Here is a 24,211-nt window from a genome sequence, read left to right as displayed (position 1 = left end):
GGTCATACCCCGGGACCGCGCCCGGACCGCGCCGGCTCGCGGGCGGCCCGCCGGGACTCCCCGAGATCGGGGTGCAATAGCCGCGACACCTCGCGCGCGGCGTCGACCACCAGCGGCGCGACCCGCTCGAGCCGGTTGCTCTGCTCGTCGCCGCACAGCGAGATACCGGCGACCGGTCCGTCGGGTCCACGCACCGCCGCGCCGGCGCAACCCACCCCGTGCGCCGATTCGCCGAGATCGAAGGCCAGGCCGCTACGCTGCCGGATCCGATGCAGTTCCCCGTGCAGCGCCGTGCGCTCGGTGATCGTGCGTCCGGTGCGTCCGGGCAGCGTCCGCCCGTAGACGAGGTCGACGGTCTCCGGTATCAGCCGCGCGAGCATCGCCTTCCCGGCGGCGGTCGCGTACGCCGGAACCCGGCCGCCGACCCGGGACGGGACCCTGGCCGCGAACGGTCCTCCGATCTTGTCGAGATAGACGCAGTCCGCTCCTTCGAGAACGGTCAGGTGGACCACGAGGCCGGTCCGCTGATGCAGTTCGTGCAGTACCGGTGCGGCGGCGGCCCGGATCCGCCCCTGCCCGCCGTCACCGCCCAGTGCGAGTGCGCGCCCGCCCAGCCGGTACCCGTAGGCGGCGTGCTCGATCCAGTTCAGGCGCACCATCTGGTGCAGGATCCGATGCACCGTGGAGCGCGGCAACCGCGCGCGGCCGGCCACTTCCTCGAGTGTCAGCCGCGACCCGCGCCCGTCGAAGGCGTCGAGGATCAGCGTCATCCGCTCGACCATCGACGCGGGCAGGCCCTGGTTCGGCGCATCGACCTCGCAGACCGAATCAATAACAGTCATCGATCACTCCAAATACGCACTTCATCGAACTATTCATCTCGAAAACTGAAATGAATTCTCGTTGACCGTAGCACCACGGCATCGGGCCGAGGGGCGAAATCGGCGTATCCGGCGGACGTCGGCGGTGCGGTACCGCCCGGCGGGTTCACACCGCATCGCCCACGCGATCCGCCGGACGCGGATACCGCGCCCGCCGGCGCCCCACGCGGACCCGGTCTCGCTGAGTGGTAGCGATTCCCGGGCTACCGGCCACACCGTGAGATGTTGGCGCGCGATGTGCACCGCGAACGAGAGGCGGCATTCCATGACCCGAGCACTCCCCGCGCAGCCGGACCCGGCCGCCGTTGTCGCCCGATTGACCGGCCCCGGCGGCCGGTTCGAGATGGACACCGAGGACGTTCTCGGGGTGGCGATACCGGTCATGCGGCATCGGGGCCGTTCGGTCGGTGAACTCCTCGCCGCCTCGCGGGCCTGGGGTGAGCGGGACTACCTGGTCACCGCCGACCGCCGCCTCTCGTTCGCCGCGCATCTGGACGCCGTGGCGGCCCTGGCGACCGCGCTCCGGGACGATTATGCGGTCGCCCCCGGCGACCGGGTGGCGATCCTCGCCGCCAACAGCCCCGAATGGGTGATGACGTTCTGGGCCACCCAGTGCCTGGGCGCCGTCACCGTCGGCCTCAACGGCTGGTGGGTACCGCGCGAGATCGACTACGGGTTACGGCACAGCCGCCCGTCGATTCTCGTCGTCGATGCCCCGCGCGCCCGGCTGCTGGACGGTATCGATACCACCGGAATCACGGTCCTCACCGTGGAAACCGACCTGCCGCGGCTCATCGCCGGCCGCGCCGGCGCGGAACTGCCCCGGGTGGCGGCCGGCGAGGACGACCCGTCGGTCATCCTCTACACCAGCGGCACCAGCGGGCGTCCGAAGGGCGCCCTGCATTCGCAGCGCAACCTGCTGGCCGTGGCCGACTACCATCGGTTCAACGACGCGCTGATGGCCGAGTTCACCGGCCGCACCTACGACGACACCGAGCCCAGCCCGCTGCGCTACCTGCTCACCTCGCCGCTGTTCCATATCGCCAGCCTGCACAATGTGATCGTGCCCCGGCTCGCGACCGGCAGCGCGGTCGTGATGACCCAGGGCGCCTTCGATGTCGACCGGGTGCTCGGGCTGGTGGAACGGGAGCGGGTCACCAACTGGGGCGCGGTGCCCACGATGGCCGCCCGGCTGCTCGCCCACGACGACCTCGAGAAATACGATCTGTCCTCGCTCACCGCCTTCGCGCTGGCCTCCGCGCCGTCGTCGATCGCGTTCAAGGACAGGCTCCGGGAACGGCTCCCGGCAGTCGGCACCACCCTGGCCGACAGCTACGGCCTGACCGAATGCAGTACCGCCATCGCGGTGGCCACCGCCGCCGATCTCGAGCAGGCGCCCGGCACCCTCGGCCGGCCGATCCTCACGGTGGCCCTGGAGATCCGCACGCCCGAGGGTGAGCGGGTCCCGGACGGGACGGAGGGCGAAGTCTGTGTGCGCAGCCCGTTCGTCATGCTCGGCTACTGGGAGGACGAGGCGGCCACGGCCGCGGCGATAACCCCCGACCGGTGGCTTCGGACCGGCGACTACGGACTGGTGCGCGAGGGCCGGCTGTGGCTCACCGGCCGGCGCTCCGATCTCATCCTGCGCGGTGGCGAGAACATCTATCCCACCGAGATCGAGCAGTGCCTCGAGGAGCATTCCGAGGTCGAGGAATGCGCGGTGTTCGGCATTCCCCACCCCGATCTCGGAAACGAGGTGGCGGCGGTGGTGGTCGCGCGCGACGGGACCGTCGGCGAGGCCGAACTGCGAGCCTATGCCGCCGAGCGCCTGTCGTATTTCAAGGTGCCGGCGCGGTGGCGGATCACCACCGAGGCGTTGCCGCGTAACGCGACCGGGAAACTCGCCCGCCGTTCCATCACCTTCTGATCCGGGGGTGCTCCGCGCCGCGACGGTGCGGAGCACTCCCGGTGTCAGCCGAACGCGGCGAAGTCGTCCGGCCATTCGGCGAGCAGCAGATCGCAGGTGACCCGCAGATCCTGTTCGGCGCCGGCGATCGTGATCCGCCCGTTGAGACAGGACTGGATGGCGCCGAAGGTGGCGTGGACCAGGATTCGGACCAGCGTCGCGTCGCGTTCGGTCACCGTGCGGATACCGGCCGCGTCGTAGAGCAGCTGCCGGAAATTGTTGTCCACCCGCGCGGTATCGGGGACGGCACTGGCCTTCGCGGTGCTGTTGGACTGGATCATGGCGGTCGCCAGCAGCGGCCGGCGCATCAAAGCCCGGACCACCTGCACCAGGGTGTCGTACACCGCGTCCGCGGGCCGCCGGTCACGGCGTGGACGGCGCGCGAACGCCGCGCTCATCCGGTCGATCTGGTCCAGCATGACCGCGACGAAGAGATGGGTCTTGGACGGGAAGTACCGGTACAGGGTCGCGACCGCCACACCCGCGAGTTTGGCCACCTCGTTCATCTGGACCCGCTCGAGGTCGTTGTCGGTGGCGAGCGCGGCGGCGGCGTCGAGGATCCGCACGACCCGCGCGCGCTGTTCGGTGGAACTCGGTGCCGCGGCATCGCGCGCTTCGGCGATTCTCGGCATCGCGTCCCTCCTCACCCGGTCATCCGTACGGTTCGATGCTGCCAGTACGTCGCGACCGGCAGGTAGGCGCGTCCGATGAGTGAGATCGGCACCGGGCCCGGCGACGGTCCCGGACAGTGAGATCGCGACACCGCCCGGTCGCCACGGTCCCTAGCGTGAGCCGTACCGGGCCGGCCGCCGCGCCGCGATACGGGATGGGAAACAGAGAGGCAGTCCAGTGATCGACAAGAGCCTGTTCGGACCCTGGTGCGTGATCGCCGGTGGATCCGAGGGGGTCGGCGCCGCGTTCGCCGACGAACTGAGCCGGGCCGGAATGAACCTGGTGCTCATCGCCCGCAAACCCGAACCGCTCGAGGAGACCGCGGCGAAGGCGCGCGCCCACGGCGTCGAGGTACGCACGCTCGCTCTCGATCTGCTCGCCGCCGACGCCGTGGCGCGGATCCGCGCGGCGACCGCCGATATCGAGGTCGGCCTGCTCATCTTCAATGCCGGGGCGAACTCCTACGGAAACGAATTCGTCACCGGCGATCTGGACGGCTTCCGTCGCGTGATCACCCTCAATATCGACCGCCAGCTCGAGCTCGCCCATCATTTCGGTGGGCCGATGAAGGAGCGCGGGCGCGGGGGCATCGTGCTGCTCGGCTCGCTGGCCGGGTACCTGGGCTCCGAGCAGCAGAGCGTCTACGCCGCCGCGAAGGCCTTCAGCCGGGTGTTCGCCGAGGGGTTGTGGATCGAACTCGAACCGTACGGGGTCCATGTGGTCGAACTGGTCCTCGGTGTCACCCGGACACCGGCCATGCGGCGGGCCGGGCTGAACCTCGAGCTACCGGGCATGCTGGTCGCCGAACCCGCGGACGTCGCGCGCGAGGGCCTCGAACATCTCACCGACGGCCCGGTCTGGGTGGCCGGGGGCAACTACGAGGCGGCCCGCAAACGCAGCGGTTTCCCGCGCGCCGATCTCGTCCGCAGCGCCGCCCGCGCCCTGCGCAAACTGATGAATCGTCCCTGAGCGGCCCGGGCGGTCACCGCAGCCCGGCCTCCACCGGTATATCCACCCGGCCGGCGGTATTCACGCCGAGCAGATCCGCGGTCGGCGGCGCGCCGTCGATCCGCGGCGACTCGTCCGCGGCCGCGGTGGCCGGCCCGGGTTCTTCGCGATAGCCGGGCGGGCGCAGCAGATAACCGAATCGCGCCGGCCAGCTCGTCGCGTTCCGGATATCGCGCACCATCGACGCCAGTTCGCCGTAATTGACCCTGATCGGGTTGTGGGTTCCGATGTTGTGCACCAGCCCGTACCGCACCGGTTCGATCTCTTCGGCGTAACTGCCGAACAGCCGGTCCCAGATGATGAACACCCCGGCATAGTTCTTGTCCAGGTACGGATTGTTGGACCCGTGGTGCACGCGGTGATGCGACGGGGTGTTGAACAGGTACTCGATCGGACCCCACATCTTCCCGATCCGCTCGGTATGGATCGGGAACTGGAACACCAGGTTCAGCGATTGCATGAGCAGCACCATCCACACCGGGAAACCCAGCAGCACCGCGGGCACGAAGAACGCGCTGCGCAGCAGCATCGACGGATTCAGCCACGGCAGCCGGATGGCGGTGGTGAGGTTGAAGTACTCCGAGGAGTGGTGCACCGAATGCGAGGTCCACATCAGCCGCACCCGGTGGTCGGCGCGATGAGCCCAGTAATAACAGAAGTCGACCACCACGAAGGCCAGCGGCCACACCCACCACGATCCGGTGTCGAGGTGCCAGGGCGCGACGGCGGCGGCCAGCGCGAGCGGCCCGACGACCGCGGCCGCCGTGATCACCGGTTTGGTGATCCGGCCGAGGACGAACGTCACGATATTGGTCGCGACATCCCTGCCGTGATACCCGTGATTACCGGGCCCGGTATCGGGATCGATGCGGGTCGCCGCCCATTCGGTCAGCATCAGCACCACGAAGGCGATCAGGGTGGGGACCACGAACAGTGGATCGCGCATATGCGGGGCCTCTCGCCGAAGTGTCTCTGGTACCGATGACGATCCCGCACGATCGTCGGGCCACCGTGTGACGGTAATGAAGGATTTCTGAGGAACCGGCGCCGGGTCCTACCGGTAGCCGCGGGCGAGCAGGTATTTCGCCCCCGCCTCGAACCCCGCGGGCCCGGGCACCGTGAAACCGAACGCGTCGGCCAGCCGGTCGGTGGTGTCGAAAGCGGCGCATACGGCGAGGGCGTCGGCGATCTGCTCGCGGGACACACCCGCGGCGAGCACCTCCCGCATCTCCGCCGCGCTCACCGTCCCCCGCCGGACCAGCGTGGCGAGCAGCCGCAGTGTCGCGCGCAGCCCTTCGTCGACGGGCGCGGTATCCGGGTCGGCCAGGACCGCCCGGACCTTCGCGCCGTCGCGGTAGGCCCGGGTCGCCGTCGCGGTATGGGCGCCGACGCAGAACGCGGAGTCGTTGACCACCGAGACATAGGCCGCCATCAGTTCGCGGTCGGCGACCGACCATTCCGAGGGCCCGCGCATCGCTTCGTGGGTGAAGGCCTTCGCCGCCGCACCGTAGAACCCGGGCCGGTAGAAGACCAGTTTCGCGGCATCGGGCAGCGGATGTCCGGAGAAGATCCGGATGATCGCGAACAGCAGTCTGGTCCGGGGCCGGTACCCGCGGTTCAGGATCTCCGGCCGCATCAGGGTGCCTCCTGATCCCGGGTGGCTTCTGCCAGCGCCGCGAGGCCGCTGTCGTACAACCGGGCCGAGCGGCCGACGGCGGCGCAGACGACCATCTCGAACAGCTGATCCTCGTCGAAGCCCGCCGCCTTCGCCGTGGCGAAATCGGCATCGGTGATCTGCCCCGGAGCGGTGACGACCTTCTCCAGCAACGACCGCAGGGGCGGCGCGACCTCGGCGTTGCCGAAGGCCCGGGCGCGCTGCTCCCGCGACGCCCGCCCGTCCGCGGTCAGCACCCGGTCCACCAGGGCCCGGTGCGCCGCCCGCTTCTCGTCCTCTCCCGGCACGGCGCCCACGCTACCGCTACGACCCCCATCCACCACGCGTTTCGGCCGATCGGTACCCACCCGGCCCACCGGGCGCCGGCCGCCGCCCGGACCACCGTTGCGACAGAACTCGGGACGTTGTTACAGTTCGCCCTGTACACGTTCTCAGGGCGGGGTGGAATTCCCCACCGGCGGTGATGGCATCCGGGCCGATCCGGAGGCATGAGCCCGCGAGCGCCACGATCTCCGCGGAGGTGGTGGGTCGAGCAGATTCCGGTGCGATCCCGGAGCCGACGGTCAGAGTCCGGATGAAAGAGAACGCGGCACCGGAGCGCCCGCCCGCCGGGTGGTTCCTGTTCGCGTTGCCATGCCCTGGGTGACATAGCGAACAGGAGAAGACCATGTCACCCGAATCCTCACGTATCGCCGTCGTCGCCGCGCGCTGGCACGCCGAGATCGTCGACCGCGCGGTGACCGCCTGCCGCGCCCGGCTGGCGGAACACGGATACACCGAGATCGAGGTCGTCGAGGTGCCCGGCGCCTTCGAGATCCCGTTACAGGTCAAACGATTGGCGGCGACCGGCCGGTACGCCGCGATCGCCGGCTGCGCACTGGTCGTCGACGGTGGGATCTACCGGCACGATTTCGTAGCGTCGACGGTGGTCGACGCGCTCATGCGCATCCAGATCGACACCGATGTGCCCGTGTTCTCCGCGGTTCTCACCCCGCATCATTTCCACGAGCACGCCGAACATCTCACCTATTTCGGCCGGCATTTCGAGATCAAGGGCACCGAACTCGCCGACGCCGTCGCGACCACCCTGGCGCTGGACCCGGTTCCGGCCTGATTCGTCCGCGGCCGGCGCCCCCGGCCCCCGGAAGAGCGGCGCCGCCGCCGATCCGAGGGCCGCGGGCGCCGTATCGGGTTCGGCGCTACCGGTTCCCGAATACCGAGTTCAGCAGGTCCGCCGCGGCCCGGTTCACCGGCTTCAGCACCCGGCGGTACACCAGTGCGGCGGGCCGCACCACGAGCACCTGCCAGCAGCGCCCGAACGCGCGCAGCACCGGCCGCATTGCGTAGCGGTACACGAATGCACACGGCACCACGACCAGGATCCGCACCACCGCCGTCGCGCCCCGCCACCCATAGGACGCCACCACCGCCACAGCGGTCAGGCACGGCCGCAGTACCCACCGCCACAGTTGCCGCAGCGGCCATTCCACACACCACCGCCACAGCCATTCCGCGCTCACCGCGATCGCGTACAGGACCGGGCGCAGGATCCATCGCCACAGCGCGCCGAGGACCGGGCGTAACACCGTCCGCCACAGCCATACCTCGACGGCGTGCCGCAGCGGCCGCAGCACCCGATCCAGCAGCAGCGCCCCCAGCGGGGTGAGGACCATCCCCCACAGCACATGCTGCACCGCCCACCCCCACAGCACGTCCTTCAGGAACAGCCACAGCGGCCGGACCACCCAGAACCACAGGAACCGTCCCACCGGCGACAGCAGCGTATCCAGGACGAAGACACCCGCCGCGACCACCGCCCGGCCGCACAATTTCACCCCCTCCCACACCAGCCGCACCGGTACCAGCAGCACGATCGCGACAATCCGCGCCACCCATTCACCGACCGACGCCCGCTGCCGCGGGCCCTGTGGATCCTCCGACGTCATCGAATCCTCCTCCCACCCGGAATCATCGCATCACGGCACGCCGCGTGAACGCCGTGTTCCCGGTGAGGGAAGAGCGGGACGGAATTCCTAGCGCGCCGACGGCGTGAGCGATTCATCCTGCCGGTCGAGGAGTTTGGCGGCGATATTGTCCAGCGCCCGGTCCAGCAGCACCCGGTCGCGGGGATCGGCGAAGGTCCAGTCCTCCAACCGGCCGTCCAGCCACTGCCGCCACTTCGCTTCCAGCAGACGCACTTCGGCGCCGCCGGAATCGGTGAGACGCAACCGCCCCTCGACGGCCGTCAGATACCCTTCCTCCTGCGCACGGCCGAACAGCGGTGCCAGTACCGCCGGGGGCAGCCGGTGATCCCACGCCATCTCGGCCACGGTGGGCGCCCCCTCGACCCGGGTCCGCACATGCACCTCCACCAGCGCCCAGGCCACATCGGGCGCGAGCGCACTCCCGGACTCCTTCAGCACCACCCGCCCCGGCACCCGGCCGGTTCGTTCACGTTCCCGGCGCAACACATTCGATATCGCGCGCTCGAGTTGCGCCAGATTGTCCGACGAATCCGGTACGCCGAACCCCTCCCCGAGATCGGCGGCGCCCGCCCGGGCGGAATCCCGCAGCGGTACTTCCTTCAGGAACCAGGCGACCACGAACCCGGCCAGCGCGACGGGAACCACCCACAGGAATACGGAATTGATGGCCGAGGCATAGGCGTCGATGATCGGTTCCGCCTGCGCCGGGGGCAGGGCCCGCAGCGCGGCCGGGTTCTGCGCGGCCGCCGCCGGGACTCCCGTCTCGGCCAGCGCGGCGGCGAGTCCGGGTGTGAGCGAATTGCTGTAGAGCGTGCCGAATATCGCGGTGCCGAAGGCGCTGCCGAGGGTCCGGAAGAAGGTGACCCCCGAGGTCGCCGTGCCCAGTTGTTCGTAGGGGACCGTGTTCTGCACCACGATCGTGAGCACCTGCATGGCCAGGCCGATACCGAGGCCGAGCACCAGCATATAGAGCGATTCCAGCCAGATACCCGTGTGCTGGTTCATGGTCGACATCAGGAACAGCCCGGTCGCCATCACCGCCGCGCCCGCTATCGGGAAGACCTTGTACCGGCCGGTCCGCCCGACCACCGACCCCGACAGCACCGAGGTCACCAGCAGCCCCACCACCATCGGCAGGGTGCGCAGCCCGGAGACCGTGGCCGAGACGCCGTCGACGTACTGCAGGTAGGCGGGCAGATACGTCATCGATCCGAGCATCGCGAAACCCACGATGAAGCTGAGGATCGAGCAGACCGTGAAGACGTTGCCGCGGAACAACCCCATCGGCAGCACCGGCTCGGGCGCCCGCCGCTCCGCCACGACGAACCCGGCCAGCAGCACCACCGAGGCGGCGAACAGGCCCACGATCATCGCCGAATTCCACGGGTACTCCTGCCCACCCCATTCCAGTGCCAGGATCAGCGCCGATACCCCGAGGGCCACCAGCGCGATTCCGGTGTAGTCGATGATGGGCCGCAGCGGTGAGCGCACCACCGGAATCGTCTTGGCCGCCATCGCGATCATCAGGACCGCGATGGGGATGTTCACGTAGAAGCACCATCGCCAGTCCGCGTGGTCGGTGAACAGACCGCCGAGGGTGGGGCCGAGAACGGTGGTCACCCCGAAGACCGCACCGAGCGCGCCCTGGTATTTCCCGCGCTCCTTCAGCGGGATGGTGTCGGCGATCAGCGCCATCGCGGTCACCATCAGGCCGCCGCCCCCGAGGCCCTGCGCGGCCCGGGCCACGATCAACTCGACCATGCCCTGCGACAGACCGGCCGCCGCCGAGGCGAGGACGAAAACCACTGCGCTGGCCTGGAACACGACCTTGCGGCCGAAGAGATCGCCGAACTTGCCGACCAGGACCGTGGCGATGGCCTCGGCGAGCATATAGGCGGTCACCACCCAGGCCATATGACCCGCTCCGCCGAGGTCGGCCACGATGGTCGGCAGCGCGGTGGAGACGATCGTCTGGTCGAGCGCCGCCATCAGCATGCCCAGCAGGATGGTCACGAAGACGAGATTCGTCCGGGAACGACTCATCTGCTCGGCACCGTCCACGGTCCCGCGGCGGGTGGTCATCGGGCGATTATGGCCGGGCCCCGCCCACGCCCCGGGACAACACGCCGTCCACCACCCGGCCCGGTACACACGCCTGTGACGTCGTGTTTCTGTCATCGCGGCGGAGTACGCTCGCACCCGTCGGCGTGGCGGTGACACCAGGAGGTCGGCTGTGGACGTATTGCTCGGTATCGGTACGCGCAAGGGATTGTTCCTGGCCCGGAGCCGGGACGGCAGGTCGAGCTGGGAGGTGGGTCCCCCGCAGTTCGCGGTGGCCGATGTGAAGGCACTGGCCATCGACACCCGGCGGGCGACGCCCCGGGTCCTGGCCGGCGTGCTGGACAGTCATTTCGGGCCCACTCTGGTGACCAGCGACGACCTCGGCGCGACCTGGAGCGAGCCCGACGACGCGCCGCTGGCCTTTCCCGCCGATACCGAGGCGGCGCTGCAGGGCGTCTGGCAGATCGCGCCCGCCACGGACGCCGAACCGGACGTGGTGTACGCGGGTGTGGAGCCGTCGGCGTTGTTCCGCTCCGCCGACGGCGGCCGCACCTTCGCGCTGATCCGCGGCCTCTGGGATCATCCGCACCGGCCCGAGTGGATGCCGGGCGGCGGCGGTCTGGCACTGCACACGGTCCTGCCCCATCCGCGCGACCCCGAGCGGATCGCGGTCGCCATCTCCACCGGCGGCGTCTATCAGACCGGCGACGGCGGAGCCTCCTGGAAACCCACGAACAAGGGCGTCACGGCCGATTTCATGCCCGGTGAACTGCCGGAGTGGGGCCAATGTGTGCACAAGGTCGCCATGGACGCGGGCTCACCGAGCACCCTGTATCTGCAGAATCACGGGGGCGTTTTCCGCAGCACCGACGACGGGACGAGCTGGCAGTCGATCGACGGCGGTCTGCCCGCCGCCAATTTCGGGTTCCCGATCGTCGCCCACCCCCGGCGCCCGGGCGTGATCTACACCTTCCCGCTGGTCGCGGATATGGACCGGTTCCGCTTCCCGCCGGACGCCACCTGCGCGGTCTACCGCAGCACCGACGGCGGCGAGACCTGGTCGGCGCGGACCGACGGGCTCCCGCGGGTTCCGTTCTGGGCGGCGGTCATGCGTGATGCCATGTGCGCCGACGACGCGGAGCCGGCGGGAATCTACTTCGGCACCCGCAACGGCGAGGTCTACTGCAGCGCCGACGAGGGCGACCACTGGCAACTGGTCGCCGACAAGCTGCCGGATGTGCTGTGCGTCCGCGCAGCCGTGGTCGGGTGACGGGGGGTGGCCCGCGTACACCTGCCGTCCGTGCTCCGTCCCCATATCGGCGGCGCGAAAGAAGTCGAGGTCGACGGCGCCACCCTCGGTGAGATCCTGGATACCCTGCGCGAACGATCGCCCGCCCTGGAGCGCCGGCTCCGCGACGAAAGCGGGACGCTGCGCCGCTATGTGAACTTCTTCGTCGACGGGGACGAATGCCGGACGCTGGACGGCCCGGATACGCCTGTGGGCCCCGGATCCGAGGTGATGATCATCCCGTCGGTGGCCGGCGGGTGAGACACCTGCGGCGGGCACGGCGCCGGACCGCGCCGTAAGGTCCATCCCGACCGACGAGCAGAACGGAAGTAGCACCCTCCATGTCGAAAATCGTGTTGTTCGGGGCCACCGGATATACCGGCCGCCTGATCGCCGAGACCCTCATCGGCCGGGGCAGCGCACCCGTACTCGCCGCCCGGGACGCCACCGCGGTCGGGAAACTGGCCGCGGACCTCGGCGGTGCGGAGACCGCGGTGGCCGATGTCACCGATCCCGCGTCGGTGCGGGCGCTGCTGGGCCGGGGCGATGTCCTCGTCACGACGGTGGGCCCGTTCCTGAAATACGGCGGACCCGCGCTCGCGGCCGCGGTGGCCGCGGGGGCGCATTATTTCGATTCGACCGGGGAAGGTCCGTTCATCCGCACCGTCTTCGATCACGACGAGCGGGCCCGCGACGCGGGTTGCGCGCTGCTCACCGCGTTCGGGTTCGACTACGTCCCGGGAAATCTGGCCGCGGCCCTCGCGCTGGAGGAGGCGCCCGAGGCCGTCCGGGTCGATATCGGCTACTTCATCGCCGATCCCGGCACCAGCGGCGGCACCCGCGCGTCCATGGCCGGCATGCTCTTCGCCGACGGTTTCGCGCTACGCGACGGCCGCCTCACCGCGGAGCGGACAGGCGCCCGGGTGCGCGCGTTCGAGGTCGCGGGCCGCACCCTCACCGGTGCGTCGGTGCCGGGCTCGGAGCATCTGGCCCTGACCCGGTCCTACCCGGGCCTGCGGGATGCCGGGGTCTATCTCGGGATGCCGGGAATGGCCGCCCAGGGACTGCGGGCCACCTCCCTGCTCACCGGCGCGATCGCCCGGGTGGATCCGCTGAAACGCGTCGCCGAGGGCGCGCTCGATCACCTCGTCCGGGGATCGACCGGTGGCCCCGATTCCGCGTCGCGGTCCCGGACCCGCACCTGGGCGGTCGCCGAGGCCTCCGACGCCGCGGGCCGGGTCGTGGCGTCGGTGACGCTCACCGGCGGCGATCCCTACGATTTCACGGGGGCCATCCTCGCGTGGGGTGCTCGGACCGCGCTCGACGGCGGCCTGCGGGGCACCGGGGCACTCGGCCCGGTCGAGGCATTCGGCCTCGACGCCCTCACCGCCGGAGCAACCGCCGCGGGCACGACCCGCTAGCCGAATGACCCCGCGCCCGCGGCGGCCTCCCGTATCAGGCCAGGCCGGGTGCCGGGTCGACCGCGAGCGACAGGGTGTCCTTCACCATCGCCAGGGCGGCGCCGAGCGGGCTCGACCGGCCGCCGGAGAGGGTGAGGTCACCGGCGTCGCCGCAATCGAACCGGACCGCCTTCTCCGGACCGGCCAGCACTCCGAAGGGCCCCTCGCTCCGGCGATATTCCCGCAGTGTCACCGTCACCCGGCCCGGGTCGCCGGCCCGCGCCGCCGCCACCTGCCGGAGCACGGCCCCACAGTCGTTCGCCGCGACCGCGCGTTCGGCGGTATCGGCAGTCACGGGCTCCGCGGCGACAGCGCACGCACCGACATCCCAGCCCCACAGCAACCCTGTCAACAGGCGCACTTTGGTGGCCGCGTCGGTACCGGAGAGGTCCGCGGTGTAGTCGGCCTCCGCGATCCCGCGGTCCTGTGCCAGCTCGACCGCCGCGTCCAGCGGCAGACCTTCGCCCAACCTGTCGAGGACGAAGGTCGCCGTCCCGTTCAGGCAGCCCTGCACCGCGCCGACCTCGAATCCGCGGAGCCCGGCCCGCGCGAATTCACCGGCCGGCAACGCCGCGCCCGTCGCCGCCGAGATACGGATACCGCGGCCGTACTCGCACGCCACGCGGTGCAATTCGGACCATCCCGCGAGCAGCGGCGATTTCGTGGCGGTGACCAGATGCGCGCCGGAGGCCAGCGCCGCACAGCCGTCCGCCAGTGCCGCGGCGGCGCCCGCGGGATCCGACGGCACCGCCTGCGCGACGACGGCCGGCGCGGTTTCCGACAACAACTGCTCGATCGGGGTGCGTGCGGACCACTGCCGCCGCTCGGGCGGCTCCGCGCCTGCGGGCAGCAGCACTTGATTGTCCCGTCCACGGATCGCGACCAGCCGCGGATCCACGCGGTACCGCCGCCGGAACTCCTCGCGCCGGGACCGCAGGACCGTCGCGTAGCCGCGGGCGACCGGGCCGAACCCGATCAGCAGAATCGGTAACGGCAGAACTGCCTTCATCCGGCCAACTCCGGTTCCTTCGTTCGGCGTGCGGACCCGCCGCGTGCGGAGATTCGTCCGGCCGACAGTAACGCCGCCGCGCCTCCGGCACCGGGCCGGGTCACCCGGCGCGCGTCGCCGCCGATACCGGCCCGCACCGCCTTACGATCGTCACACCAGCGGAAATGCGGAAATCAGGGAGGTCAGCAGATGCTCACGGCCCTCGCCACCGCGGCAGGCGAACCGCTTTCGATCACCGAACGCGATATCCCCGAACCCGGCGCGGGCCAGGTGCTGGTCCGCGTCACGGCATGCGGGGTCTGTCATACCGATCTCGACCTGCTCCAGGGTCACTGGCCCGACGCCCCGTTCCCGGTGGTGCCGGGTCACGAGATCACCGGTGTGGTGACGGCCGCCGGGCCGGGGGTGACCTGGCCCGGGATCGGCACCGCGGTCGGCGCCCAATTCCTCGGGGATTCCTGCCGCCATTGCGACTACTGCGCACGGGGCGACCAGATCCTGTGCCCGGACAAACGGATCACCGGCATCCTGATGGACGGCGGCTACGCCGAATACGCCGTGCTGGAAGCCGATTTCGTGACCCCGCTACCGCCCGGCCTCGATCCGGTCGCCGCGGCGCCGCTGATGTGCGCGGGCCTCACGGCGTTCAACAGCCTGCGGCAGGCCGGTATCACCCCCACCTCCCGGGTCGCCGTTGTCGGCACCGGCGGGGTGGGCGCACTCGCCATCCGGTACGCCGTGGCGATGGGTGCCCGGGTGGCGGCCGTCGGCCGGTCGACTCGCGGCGAGGCCGCGGCCCGGGAGCAGGGCGCCGAACTGTTCGTCGCCACCCAGGACACCGACCCCGCCGAGGCCCTCCGGAACTGGGACGGCGGTGCGAACCTGATCCTGAACGCCGCGCCGTCCACCGGCGCCGCGGCGGCGACGCTGACCGGGCTGGCGCCCGACGGCACGCTCGTGCTGTGCGGTTACAGTCCCGAATCCCTGGTCCTGCCGCCGCAGCCGATGGTTCTCAACCGCTTGCACGTGATGTGCAACCCGTCCGGCTCGCCCCACGACGCCCGCGATGCTCTCGCGTTCTCCGCCGCCCACGGTATCCTGCCGGATATCACCCCGATCGGCCTGCGCGACGCCAATACCGCACTCGACGCCATGGCCGCGGGTGGTGGCGGCGTGCGCGCGGTCATCACGTTCGACTGAGCGGCCACCCGTCAATCGTCGGCGCCGCGGTGCACCACGATCGGCCGGTCGGCGCGATGGAGCAGATTCTGGCTGGTGGAGCCCAGCAGCGCGCCACGGAACCGCCCCCAGCCCTTACTCCCCACCACGGCCATCTGCCCGTCCTCGAGGGCGCGGAGCAATTCGCGGGCGGCCGATCCGCGCCGAGATCGTTCCTCGACCGCGACATCGGGAAAGTCCTTGCGGTACGGGGCGATGATCGTCGACAGCGTCCCGGCTTCGGAACGCGCGACGGCGTCCCAGTCGACGACCATCGCCGTCGGGCCGAGAAGCTGCATGGCGGTGGGCACGGAGTCGCCGACGGCGGTGGCGTCGGACCAGGCCCGGACCGCCGTCACCGGCGCGGTCAGCAGGTCGGCCCATTCGAAGGCCAGGCGGGTCGCCGCCGCCGAAACGGGGCTTCCATCCGCTCCCACCACGATCGGGCGGTGGTCGGGCACCGGATTCGCGGGGTCGCCACGCCAGACCGCCACCGGGCACTGTGCGTGGGTGACCACTCGCAGAACCGTGGAACCGAGGATCCAGCGCTCGACCGATCCGGCCCCGGTCGCGCCCAGCACGATCAGCGCGGCGCTCTCGGCGGCAGCGATCAGGCCGGCGGCGGGCGCCTTGTCGTCGGCGACGGTCCGCGTCTCGACCCCGGGCGCCCACTGCCGCACCGACTCCACCGCCTCCTCGAGGAGTTCGGCGCGGTAGGCCCGCTGTCTCTCCTCCAGTTCGGTGGCGGTGATCGCGATCTCGGGCATCGGCCCGGGAGCCGGTGACGAGTGCACGAGATGTATCGGGAGTGCCAGTCTCTCGGCGAACACGGTCGCCCACCGGGCGGCCGCCAGCGAGGTATCGGAGCCGTCGACACCGGCCACGATGTACTGTCCTGAGGCGCTCGGCCGCATACCATCCCACCTTTCGTACCGCTGCCGCGCTCGGTCACCGGCATCGGCGCACGCGAAAGCGCCTTTCCGGCCTGCCGACCCGTCGGGCACAGGATAGAAGCCCGGTGGTCGCGAGGCGGGCAGACACGCACGTGCTCGCCGCAACTCGCGGCCCCGCTGTGCCCGGTCGCCCGACACGCCGTCCGGAACCCGGTGTCCGGTGCGCCCTCGACCGCCGCAGGAGAATTCCGTCGGCGGCCGGCCCGCGCCCCGAGCGGCCGGTACCGCGCGGAAGGAGCTCCCACCGTGCCGAAACCGGACGCCGGACGCCGCCGGGCACTCTTCGACGCCGACGCCCGGCTGTCCTGGGCACTGGCCGCACTGGCCGGTTTGATCGGCGCCGCCGCGTTCACCCATACCGCCGGGTTTTTCGTCACGTTCATGACGGGGAACACCGAGCGCGCGGTCCTCGGCTGGTTCCGCGACGAGGCGGATATGGCCGCGGCCGCGCTGGCGCTGATCACCGCGTTCGTGGCCGGGGTCGTCGTCGCGTCGTGGTGCCGGCGGCACTACTGGGCCCGGCATCCACACGGGCCCACCCTGCTGACGACGGTCTGCCTGGCGGTGGGCGCGGGTACCGATCTCGTCCTCTACCAGGGGAATCCGGACGATATCGACTTCGTGCCCATCCTTTTCGTGGCCTTCGGAGTGGGCGCGCTGAACACCTCGTTCATCAAGAACGACGAGGTCTCGGTGCCTCTCAGCTACGTGACCGGCACGCTGGTCAAAATGGGGCAGGGCATCGAACGCCACGCCAGCGGCGGTGACTACGCGGACTGGCTCGGATACTTCCTGCTGTACGGCGCTTTCGCGCTCGGCGCCCTCGCGGGCGGCTTACTCGGACTACTGGTCGCGGGCTGGGCGATGCTGATCACCGCGACTCTCGTATGCCTCACCGTCACCGGCTACACGTATCTGCATCTGGATCGGCACGGCCCGTTCGAGGAATGACGCGATGCGGACCTGGGGTGCCGGACGCCGGCACGCCCGCGGGGAGAGCGGCTCACCCGCGGCGCCACCGGCGAGGGCACCCTCCACTCTCAGAAGACCAGGCCCAGTAGCGCCCATGCCGCACTGACAGCAAGCCCGGCGACCGCGGAGCCTAGACCGATTACTGCACTCATGACGTTCTCTCTTCTTCCGATGAAATGATGGGATAATTCTCCGGTAAAGAAACCGCGAAAGCGACGAAGCCCTCGTAACAACAGGCTGTGAACGACTGGAATACGCACGCAGCTACCGACAGAGCCATCGTCCGGCGAGGACACCCCTTTCTCTGGAGCGCCCACGTCTGCAGACTAACACCTGGAATCGGCACCGTCAGGACCCCGCCATCGGAAAACGGTCCGGTGAACAATCCGGCGTCACCGGCCCTACAAATGTCCTATATACGAGCGATTCCGGCAGGTACGAGCCCGACCAAACGCCTGTCACAGACCGGGACAGGAGATGATATCCCCATTACCGCAGAGTTTCTCCTGCCGGGTTTTCGTGATTGTTAGACACCTCTCCGGAGTAATAACGGGCCAGGTATCGAAATTCGGCACCGATCCACTCCGTCATTCAATTGCGTACACAATGCCAAAAACGACCATCGAATTGTGACGATGAACGTGAACGGATATCAGGCCGAAGTCTCCTCCGGTTTCGCACGAATCATTTTGACCAGCGCCTCGTGCAGCATCGCAGCCGTTTCCCCGGCGCGCTTTCCCAGTAACTCGACCTCCACGAAACCGTCGATCAGCGCGCGGGCGGGATCGAGCAGACCCTGCCCCAGATTCAGGCCACCACCCAGAGAATCGGCCATCAGGATCCGCCACGCCTCCTGCCGTGCCCGGTGGCCGCCGGCTTCGTCCAGTGCCGCACCGAACGCGCGCACCACGGCCGCGTACACCGGCCGGGCGGTGGGATCGGCTCGGCGGAACAGCTTTCTGGCTTGACCTGCCGGGACAGGGGCGCCCGCATCCGCCAGCTCGGTCGCCGCGAGGGTGATCCACACACGGGGAGCGGCGGTCTCGCCGGGTTCCGGCGGTTTGCGGCGCTCACGGCGCAGTGTGTCCTCGCGTTTTTCGGCGATCTCGATACCGCGCAGGGCGACCGTGTACTTCGCGAACAGCACGTCCACCGCGGCGATGATCTCGCGCGCGATATCGGTATCGACGGGGTGGATATCGAACCCCCGGATTTCCAGCCCATACCTCAGTGCCATCTCCCGGACGAGCCCGATCGCCTCGGAGTCCGCGCCGTCACCGGCCGCCCGCGCAACGACCGGTATCCCCGGAGCGGCAGGTGGGACCGGCTCTGCCGCACACCGCGAATCGCCCACCAGCCGCAGCGGAGACGGCGAGACCTCGACCGAGGGGTCCACACCGCGGGAGAGCCCCGCGGTCGAGGACCCGTCCGGTGACGCTTCCGGATCCCGCAGCAACGACAATTCGGGTCGGCCGGGCTGCGGCACCTGCGCGGCGCGGGACGGAAGGAGTTCCGGCCCGCCGGAATCGGCCCGCTGCGGCACCATCGGCTCCGGCCGGTTGGGTTCGACCGGTTGTCCCGGTGTCGGCCGGGCCGTCTCCGGTCCGGCGGAAGACCCGGCCGGCACTGGACCGGAGGTGGAACCGGCCGGCACCGGGCCGGAGGTCGAACCGGCCACGGTCGCGGGGCCGGTCCCCGTGGTCGCGGGCCGCCGCCCGGCCGCCTTCGCGGGCAGCAGTCCGAACTCGGAAACCCGCGGCGGACGCCGCACCTCGTGCGCCGGACCACCGGCCGCCACGGGTCGCACCGACCCGTCCTGCGCATCGACCGGGGACCGCCCGGCCCGGCCCCCTGCCTCGACCGACGACTCCGGTCCCCCCGCTGCCGCCGACGGCCGGGCCGAACCCGCGACAATCATCCCGGCCCCGGGCAACGGCACAGCGACTGCCACCGGCGGCCGGGCCGCCACCTCTCCGCCCTCCGGAGACGACACACCCGATTCGCCGCCCTTCCGCACGGATACGGTGGGCCGGTTCGGTTCACCCGTGGCGCCTGCCGGGGAGTGAGCTGCGATGTCGGGCATCGTGCCCGCATCCGGTGCGGGCGCCGCGGTCCCGACGACGGGCGTGGGCTCGGGAATCATCGCCGGCGAAGCGGCGGCAGCCGTATCGGGCGCCGACGATCGCGCGGCCACGGCCGCGCGTTTCCGCGACCACGGTGTACCGGCCCGCGCCTGCGCACCGGCCGGGTCCGCGACCGCGCGGCCGTGCGCACTTCTAGCGGCGGATACCCGCGCGGACGAACCCCGGCGGTCCGTCGCGGAGACCGCGGCGACGGTAGGCCCCGGAACCTCCTCGACCGCGGCCAGGGCGGCCTCGAGTTCCGCGGTGACCCGGGAGGCCTCGGCGATCAACTGCCGCATGGTCGATACCAGAATGCGCAGTTCGCCCACGTCTACCTTCGGGGTCCGGCTCACCGATCTCTCCGCTTGTCGTCGCAGCAGTCGGGCCGGACCCACTCATCAGCCCGGCCGATACCCACGGTGGACTCACACTGACATCCCTACAGTCTGTGCTGTCGGCGTTCGCCGCGCGAGCAGCGAGAACTCTCCTGGATGGGAAGCCGGGAACACGAGGGCCGTCGGCGCTCCGGACTCATCTGCCGTCTTGCCGCCCTGTTCCGGCCGACAGTAGAATGTGATCCACATCACCAATCAGGGGCGGGCGCGCGCCGCGGCGCGAGTACCCTCGCACGCATCCCGGTGTGCGTTCCCGCGAAGCCCCCACGATCCGATACGAGGGAAGGCGACACCGAGGAGCACGAATCATGTCCGGTTTGGTGCGCAAGAGTTTCGAATCACCCGAGGAGACCCGCAGATTCGAGGCGGGCAAGGGCAGGCTCGATCTGGTCAACCTCGACTCCGGTCCCGTCGGCCGCGCAGTTTTCGAGCCCGGCTGGAAATGGTCCGAACATGTGAAACCGATCGCGCAGACCGACAGCTGCCAGGCCGCGCACGCGGGATACTGCGTGTCCGGGCACATGGTGGTGGTCATGGACGACGGTGAGAAGCAGGAGTACGGGCCCGGCGATTTCATGAGCGTCCCGCCCGGTCACGACGCCTGGATCGTCGGCGACGAGCCCTGCGTCATGATCGACTGGCAGGGGTTCGCCGATTACGCCAAACCGTAACGGACCTCCCGGGTCAGCGGCGCAGCAGCTGGGTCAGCAATTGCCCGCTCTCCTCCAGCGACATATGCGGAAGGTACGCCCGGCCGATCGCGATTCCGATGGCCGGCAGCGCCGCGGGATCGGGGAACACCATGTACATCGGCCGGTGCCGGGGCTGGAACTTGGCCTTGAAGGCCAGCAGTGAGCGGAACCCGTAGACCGGTTCGAGGGTGCGGCCCAGCAGATCCAGCAGGGCGTCGAGCGTGCCGCGATCGAGATCGGATTCGGCGGGATCGGCCGCGGCCAGCGGTGCGCCGGACAGGCTGAGGAATTCGAGCCCCTCCGCCTCGGCCGACAACGCGGCCGAGGCGATGAGGAATTCCATCGAGGCGCGGAACCCGTCCGACCGGCGGCGCATGAAATCCAGGGTCAGGCCGACCGGGGCGCCGTCGCGGAACACCGGCAGCCACGAGGTGACGGCGTGCACGTGGTCGTCCGCGTCGACCGCCAGCAGCAGCCGCACTTCCGGATCACGGAGTTCCGCGAGCCCACCGAGGGTGAACCCCATTTCGGGCAGGCCCTTGTCGGCCGCCCATTCCTCGGAGATATCCACGATCTGTTCGGTCACCGACAGCGGGGCCTCGGCGTAGGTCGTCCAGCGCGCCTCGATCCCTTCCTTACCGGCCCGGTTCAGCGCGGTCCGCACGTCCTGGAATTTCTTACCCTTGAACGCCAGGCCGTCCAGTTCGATCAGGGTCTCCTCCGCCACCTGCAGACAACTCCAGCCGTGGTCGCGCGCCAGGGCCGCGGTGTCGTGACCGACCGAATAGAGGCAGGGTGTCCAGCCGTTACCGAGGCAGAAGGCCGCGAACTCGTCGACCGCCTCGGCGAGCCCGCCGCGATCGCCGATCGGATCCGTGACGGTCAGCGCCACACCGGAATGCACGCGATACGCCACGGCATGCCGCCCGTCGGCGGTGAACCAGTATCTGTTGCCCGCCCAGGTACTCATCCACGACAGCGATCCGCCGCCGGGTGCGTGCAGCAGTTCCCGCACCCGCCGCTCGCCACCGAGGTCGTACCCCGACGGCGGAGTGAGGAAGCTACGCAGCATGAGGGCGCAGAACACCGCCCACACCAGTACGCCGATCCATTCGAACAGTACGGTCGCCGCGGGAGTCAGCGGTAGTACCGGGGGCTCGAAGAGCTGGAGATATACCGGTGGGAGCAGCCGCAGCGGCGCATCGCGGAGCAGCGTCGCGATACCGGGCTCCCGGTCGAATCCGTCGCCCAGCAGGGTCCCCGACACCACATAGGCGACGAGGGCGGTGCCGGCCACGACCAGAGTCGCCCGCCAGACCCGGCGGTAGGTTCCGCGCGGCGCGCGGACGTCGAAGAGACGCCTCGTCGCCAGCAGCAGCACCAGAACCGCCACCAGCGCGAGCAGCGGAGCGAATTCCATGTACACCGAGCTGTGCCGGTGGATCCCGTAGAGCAGCGAACGCGTCTGGTCCTGTTCGGTGATCCGGACGACGGCGCTGGCGGCGGCGACGACGATGAGCGCCGCGTGCCCACCCACCGACAGCAGCCACGCCGCGCGCCGGCCGCGGCGCAACCCCTCGGCGCCGACGAGCAGCACCAGCGACGGCATGAGGTTCATCATCAGCGGGCCCAGACCGGACAGACTCAGGGCCCGCTGCCCGCGGCGGCATTCGTCGTGCAGGGCGGGATCGGCGCAGACGTCGACGAGTTCACGTGCGCTGTAGGGGACCTGGTCGAACAGTTCCCGCAATGACGACAGCGGCCCGATGGCGTGCGGTGAGAACACCGCCAGGATCGGACCGGCGACACTGGCCGCGACGACGAGTGCGACCAGGGTGCGGCGTTCCCGGATGGTCCCGCCGAGCGCCGGCCGGCGCGCGGCCCGCCCGAACAGCACCGGGCCCAGGAGCAGTCCCGCCATCGCGACCGACAGTCGCGTCACGTCCTGGAGATGCCCGGCGAACAACGCGGCGGTCACCAGGACCACCAGCAGCAGGGTGCGGATCCGGCGGCGCCACAGGGTGTGCATGGCCGCGGTGGCGGCGAGCAGCGCGCCGAGAACCCAGGGCAGGGGTTCCTCGGTCACATGCCCGTGCAGTTCCAGACCCCACGAGTTCGGCACCGCCGCGGCGATCTGGGCCGCTACCAGCGCCAGGCCCGCGCCCGCGCCCTGGGACACGAACACCGCGACGGCGAACCGGCGGCTGCCGATCCGCTGTTCGACGGGTACCGCGACGGCGAGGACGAACAGACTCGACAGCACGTAGTCGCCGAACCCGGAGGCGAACAGGCCCGAAGTCCACAGCGTCCACACATGGCCTTCGGTGAACGTGCGGATCCCCAGCGAGACGTTCGACGCGAGTTCGGGCGACGGGCCGCGGCGCAACGCGCCGGTCGCCGCCGCCAGAATCCAGATCACCACCAGCAGGCCGAGGGCCACGGGCGCGCGGGCGGCCCCGGAGACGATCCGGTGCGTCATGACGCGTCGAGGCCGAGTCGGTGGCCGAGCCACGGCATCTCCTTCTCGAGTCCGGCGGACCACACGGCGAAGCTGTGCGCCCCGGGCAATTCGGTGAGGTGGACATCCATACCCGCGGCCCGGGCCGCGGCGGCGAGTTGTTCCATTCCGTGCCGGTACTCGGCGTCCTCCAGGCCCACCACGAACGCGCCGGCGGAATCGGGATAGCGGTGGCGGGCCAGCAGATCGGCGGGGTTGTTCCGCGCGAAGGCCGCGGCGTCGCCGCCGAAGGCGGCCCGCAGCGTCGAGTCCCGATCGCCCAGCGTGGGCTCGGGTTGTCCCGACATATCGAGGAAGGTGGGATAGACCTCGGGGCGGGTGGTGGCCAGTTGCAGGGCGCAGGTGCCGCCGTAGGACAGCCCGCCCACGGCCCACGCACGCGGCTCCGGGTCGACCTGCAGATGCTCGCGGACCCACCGCGGCACGTCGACGGCCAGATAGGTGGCCGCGTTACCGAGCGGCGAATCCACACACAGCGGGTTTCCCAGGCGGCTACCGGTGCCGTCCGCGAGCACGACGACGGGCGCCAGTCCCCGGTGCGCGGCCGCGTAGTCGTCCATGATCTCGGTGAGCCTGCCGCCGACCAGCCAATCGTCGGTGCTGCCCGGTTGGCCGGCCAGCAGCACGAGCACCGGCAGCGCGGGGCGCGGAGTGGCGAAATACGCCGGTGGCAGATAGATCCGCGCCTCCCGGGCGGAGAATCGGGAGACCGCGCCCGGTATGGCCGTTTTCGTCACCGCACCGGTATCCGGCAGATCCTCGGGCGCCACCCACTCCCCCGGCCGCGGGCCGGGCGCACCCGCCTGCGGCGCCAGCGCGGCGTCGAACGGGACCGTGCGGTAATCGCTGAGACCCACCACCTCGCGCACGGTCGGATACGCGTCGTACACCGCGTTGATTCCCCCGGCCGCGGCGATCACCACCGCGACGGCCGCGGCGAGGAGTCCGGCAGCGACCGCCGGACGCGCCCGGTCGCGACGCCGGGCGAACCACCGGCCGGCCAGCAACGCGACCGCGAGCACCGCGGCGCCCGACCAGAGATAGACGCTGCGCGGCAGCGGGTCGGGGAACGGCCGCCACACCTTGTCGATCAGCACGGCGGCCACGACCACGGTCACCACCGCCACCGCGACGGCCGTGACGACTCCGACGACCAGCCGGCGACGGCCGCGCCGGACGGCGAGCACGGCCAGTCCCACTGCCGCGACCAGCGCGAACACGCCGACCGCCGCCGTCGTGGTCACGTGCAGATCGAGTATCGGCTCGACGGGCCCGGTCCACGACATGACACCCAGTATGCAAGCGCACCGCGACCGCACCGATGACCGACACCGG

Annotated in this window: 21 protein-coding genes and 1 riboswitch; of the genes, 9 read left to right on the top strand and 12 right to left on the bottom strand. The window is 70.4% G+C overall.

Translation table 11 applies throughout. The features are described from left to right. Positions 1–2: 2 nt before the first annotated feature. Positions 3–842, bottom strand: a complete 840-nt coding sequence (locus ACZ6SF_RS05590; protein ID WP_466060774.1) for an IclR family transcriptional regulator — start codon at positions 840–842, stop codon at positions 3–5. 304 nt (positions 843–1,146) lie between these two features. On the opposite strand from ACZ6SF_RS05590, the gene casG reads away from it, so the two are divergent. Further along, positions 1,147–2,808: a steroid-24-oyl-CoA synthetase gene (gene casG, locus ACZ6SF_RS05585; RefSeq protein WP_466060773.1), complete on the top strand. Its 1,662-nt coding sequence runs from the start codon at positions 1,147–1,149 to the stop codon at positions 2,806–2,808. Positions 2,809–2,852: 44 nt separating this feature from the next. On the opposite strand, the gene ACZ6SF_RS05580 is transcribed toward casG, so the two are convergent. After that, the gene (locus ACZ6SF_RS05580) at positions 2,853–3,479 is read right to left on the bottom strand and encodes a TetR/AcrR family transcriptional regulator (protein WP_466060772.1); all 627 of its coding nucleotides are present in this window, start codon (positions 3,477–3,479) and stop codon (positions 2,853–2,855) included. Positions 3,480–3,696: 217 nt separating this feature from the next. Here ACZ6SF_RS05580 and ACZ6SF_RS05575 point away from each other — a divergent pair, with 217 nt between their 5' ends. After that, positions 3,697–4,488, top strand: a complete 792-nt coding sequence (locus ACZ6SF_RS05575; RefSeq protein WP_466060771.1) for an SDR family NAD(P)-dependent oxidoreductase — start codon at positions 3,697–3,699, stop codon at positions 4,486–4,488. A gap of 13 nt (positions 4,489–4,501) precedes the next feature. Here ACZ6SF_RS05575 and ACZ6SF_RS05570 read toward each other — a convergent pair whose 3' ends face one another. From ACZ6SF_RS05570 to ACZ6SF_RS05560, 3 genes are all read right to left on the bottom strand, one after another. Next, positions 4,502–5,473, bottom strand: coding sequence for a sterol desaturase family protein (locus ACZ6SF_RS05570; protein ID WP_466060770.1), 972 nt, complete (start codon positions 5,471–5,473; stop codon positions 4,502–4,504). Between the two features lie 108 nt (positions 5,474–5,581). Further along, complete coding sequence (locus ACZ6SF_RS05565; protein WP_466060769.1) at positions 5,582–6,163, bottom strand: carboxymuconolactone decarboxylase family protein; 582 nt, start codon at positions 6,161–6,163, stop codon at positions 5,582–5,584. Further along, positions 6,163–6,489 (bottom strand): hypothetical protein, encoded by a 327-nt coding sequence (locus ACZ6SF_RS05560; RefSeq protein ID WP_466060768.1) that lies wholly within the window; start codon positions 6,487–6,489, stop codon positions 6,163–6,165. Before ACZ6SF_RS05560 ends, ACZ6SF_RS05565 begins: the two co-directional genes overlap by 1 nt. A gap of 136 nt (positions 6,490–6,625) precedes the next feature. After that, positions 6,626–6,792: riboswitch (FMN riboswitch) on the top strand. Between the two features lie 77 nt (positions 6,793–6,869). On the opposite strand from ACZ6SF_RS05560, the gene ACZ6SF_RS05555 reads away from it, so the two are divergent. Further along, complete coding sequence (locus tag ACZ6SF_RS05555) at positions 6,870–7,316, top strand: 6,7-dimethyl-8-ribityllumazine synthase (protein ID WP_466060767.1); 447 nt, start codon at positions 6,870–6,872, stop codon at positions 7,314–7,316. Positions 7,317–7,401: 85 nt separating this feature from the next. Here ACZ6SF_RS05555 and ACZ6SF_RS05550 read toward each other — a convergent pair whose 3' ends face one another. Beyond that, positions 7,402–8,148 carry a hypothetical protein gene (locus tag ACZ6SF_RS05550; RefSeq protein WP_466060766.1) on the bottom strand — a complete coding sequence of 249 codons (747 nt, stop codon included), beginning with the start codon at positions 8,146–8,148 and terminating at the stop codon, positions 7,402–7,404. Between the two features lie 87 nt (positions 8,149–8,235). Continuing rightward, entirely contained in the window at positions 8,236–10,269 is a 2,034-nt protein-coding gene (locus ACZ6SF_RS05545) for an MDR family MFS transporter (protein ID WP_466060765.1), read from the bottom strand. Positions 10,270–10,420: 151 nt separating this feature from the next. On the opposite strand from ACZ6SF_RS05545, the gene ACZ6SF_RS05540 reads away from it, so the two are divergent. The 3 genes from ACZ6SF_RS05540 to ACZ6SF_RS05530 all read left to right on the top strand — a co-directional run bounded on the left by ACZ6SF_RS05540 (position 10,421) and on the right by ACZ6SF_RS05530 (position 12,957). After that, positions 10,421–11,518: a WD40/YVTN/BNR-like repeat-containing protein gene (locus ACZ6SF_RS05540; RefSeq protein ID WP_466060764.1), complete on the top strand. Its 1,098-nt coding sequence runs from the start codon at positions 10,421–10,423 to the stop codon at positions 11,516–11,518. A 30-nt stretch (positions 11,519–11,548) separates the two neighbouring features. Beyond that, positions 11,549–11,797 (top strand): MoaD/ThiS family protein, encoded by a 249-nt coding sequence (locus tag ACZ6SF_RS05535; protein ID WP_466060763.1) that lies wholly within the window; start codon positions 11,549–11,551, stop codon positions 11,795–11,797. Positions 11,798–11,877: 80 nt separating this feature from the next. Continuing rightward, positions 11,878–12,957 (top strand): saccharopine dehydrogenase family protein, encoded by a 1,080-nt coding sequence (locus tag ACZ6SF_RS05530; RefSeq protein ID WP_466060762.1) that lies wholly within the window; start codon positions 11,878–11,880, stop codon positions 12,955–12,957. 34 nt (positions 12,958–12,991) lie between these two features. On the opposite strand, the gene ACZ6SF_RS05525 is transcribed toward ACZ6SF_RS05530, so the two are convergent. After that, on the bottom strand, positions 12,992–14,005 hold the full coding sequence (locus ACZ6SF_RS05525) for a hypothetical protein (protein ID WP_466060761.1): 1,014 nt from the start codon (positions 14,003–14,005) through the stop codon (positions 12,992–12,994). Positions 14,006–14,194: 189 nt separating this feature from the next. Here ACZ6SF_RS05525 and ACZ6SF_RS05520 point away from each other — a divergent pair, with 189 nt between their 5' ends. Then, positions 14,195–15,205, top strand: a complete 1,011-nt coding sequence (locus ACZ6SF_RS05520; protein ID WP_466060760.1) for an alcohol dehydrogenase catalytic domain-containing protein — start codon at positions 14,195–14,197, stop codon at positions 15,203–15,205. An 11-nt stretch (positions 15,206–15,216) separates the two neighbouring features. On the opposite strand, the gene ACZ6SF_RS05515 is transcribed toward ACZ6SF_RS05520, so the two are convergent. Continuing rightward, positions 15,217–16,137, bottom strand: coding sequence for a universal stress protein (locus ACZ6SF_RS05515; protein ID WP_466060759.1), 921 nt, complete (start codon positions 16,135–16,137; stop codon positions 15,217–15,219). Between the two features lie 285 nt (positions 16,138–16,422). On the opposite strand from ACZ6SF_RS05515, the gene ACZ6SF_RS05510 reads away from it, so the two are divergent. Then, a complete protein-coding gene (locus tag ACZ6SF_RS05510) occupies positions 16,423–17,127 on the top strand; it encodes a YoaK family protein (RefSeq protein ID WP_466060758.1) in 705 nt (234 codons plus the stop codon). A gap of 673 nt (positions 17,128–17,800) precedes the next feature. Here the strand turns inward: ACZ6SF_RS05510 and ACZ6SF_RS05505 are convergent. Continuing rightward, complete coding sequence (locus ACZ6SF_RS05505) at positions 17,801–19,624, bottom strand: hypothetical protein (protein ID WP_466060757.1); 1,824 nt, start codon at positions 19,622–19,624, stop codon at positions 17,801–17,803. A 350-nt stretch (positions 19,625–19,974) separates the two neighbouring features. Between ACZ6SF_RS05505 and ACZ6SF_RS05500 the strand changes: the two genes are divergently transcribed. Continuing rightward, positions 19,975–20,337: a cupin domain-containing protein gene (locus tag ACZ6SF_RS05500; RefSeq protein ID WP_466060756.1), complete on the top strand. Its 363-nt coding sequence runs from the start codon at positions 19,975–19,977 to the stop codon at positions 20,335–20,337. Between the two features lie 13 nt (positions 20,338–20,350). Here the strand turns inward: ACZ6SF_RS05500 and ACZ6SF_RS05495 are convergent, their stop codons facing one another. Next, the gene (locus ACZ6SF_RS05495; protein ID WP_466060755.1) at positions 20,351–22,837 is read right to left on the bottom strand and encodes a phosphatidylglycerol lysyltransferase domain-containing protein; all 2,487 of its coding nucleotides are present in this window, start codon (positions 22,835–22,837) and stop codon (positions 20,351–20,353) included. Next, positions 22,834–24,162, bottom strand: coding sequence for an alpha/beta hydrolase (locus ACZ6SF_RS05490; RefSeq protein ID WP_466060754.1), 1,329 nt, complete (start codon positions 24,160–24,162; stop codon positions 22,834–22,836). The genes ACZ6SF_RS05495 and ACZ6SF_RS05490 overlap by 4 nt, the downstream gene beginning before the upstream one ends. Between the last annotated feature and the right edge of the window lie 49 nt (positions 24,163–24,211).

The organism is Nocardia sp. NPDC049935, assembly GCF_055586645.1.
Note: the sequence above shows the minus strand (reverse complement) of the source record. Positions and strands in the feature narration are given on the sequence as shown.

Coding starts and splice junctions, on each gene's coding strand:
- ACZ6SF_RS05520 (WP_466060760.1), top strand. CDS start 14,195: ATGCTCACGGCCCTCGCCACCGCGGCAGGCGAACCGCTTTCGATCACC.
- ACZ6SF_RS05500 (WP_466060756.1), top strand. CDS start 19,975: ATGTCCGGTTTGGTGCGCAAGAGTTTCGAATCACCCGAGGAGACCCGC.
- ACZ6SF_RS05525 (WP_466060761.1), bottom strand. CDS start 14,005: ATGAAGGCAGTTCTGCCGTTACCGATTCTGCTGATCGGGTTCGGCCCG.
- ACZ6SF_RS05545 (WP_466060765.1), bottom strand. CDS start 10,269: ATGACCACCCGCCGCGGGACCGTGGACGGTGCCGAGCAGATGAGTCGT.
- ACZ6SF_RS05495 (WP_466060755.1), bottom strand. CDS start 22,837: ATGACGCACCGGATCGTCTCCGGGGCCGCCCGCGCGCCCGTGGCCCTC.
- ACZ6SF_RS05550 (WP_466060766.1), bottom strand. CDS start 8,148: ATGACGTCGGAGGATCCACAGGGCCCGCGGCAGCGGGCGTCGGTCGGT.
- ACZ6SF_RS05515 (WP_466060759.1), bottom strand. CDS start 16,137: ATGCGGCCGAGCGCCTCAGGACAGTACATCGTGGCCGGTGTCGACGGC.
- ACZ6SF_RS05490 (WP_466060754.1), bottom strand. CDS start 24,162: ATGTCGTGGACCGGGCCCGTCGAGCCGATACTCGATCTGCACGTGACC.
- ACZ6SF_RS05555 (WP_466060767.1), top strand. CDS start 6,870: ATGTCACCCGAATCCTCACGTATCGCCGTCGTCGCCGCGCGCTGGCAC.
- ACZ6SF_RS05530 (WP_466060762.1), top strand. CDS start 11,878: ATGTCGAAAATCGTGTTGTTCGGGGCCACCGGATATACCGGCCGCCTG.
- ACZ6SF_RS05565 (WP_466060769.1), bottom strand. CDS start 6,163: ATGCGGCCGGAGATCCTGAACCGCGGGTACCGGCCCCGGACCAGACTG.
- ACZ6SF_RS05580 (WP_466060772.1), bottom strand. CDS start 3,479: ATGCCGAGAATCGCCGAAGCGCGCGATGCCGCGGCACCGAGTTCCACC.
- casG (WP_466060773.1), top strand. CDS start 1,147: ATGACCCGAGCACTCCCCGCGCAGCCGGACCCGGCCGCCGTTGTCGCC.
- ACZ6SF_RS05590 (WP_466060774.1), bottom strand. CDS start 842: ATGACTGTTATTGATTCGGTCTGCGAGGTCGATGCGCCGAACCAGGGC.
- ACZ6SF_RS05570 (WP_466060770.1), bottom strand. CDS start 5,473: ATGCGCGATCCACTGTTCGTGGTCCCCACCCTGATCGCCTTCGTGGTG.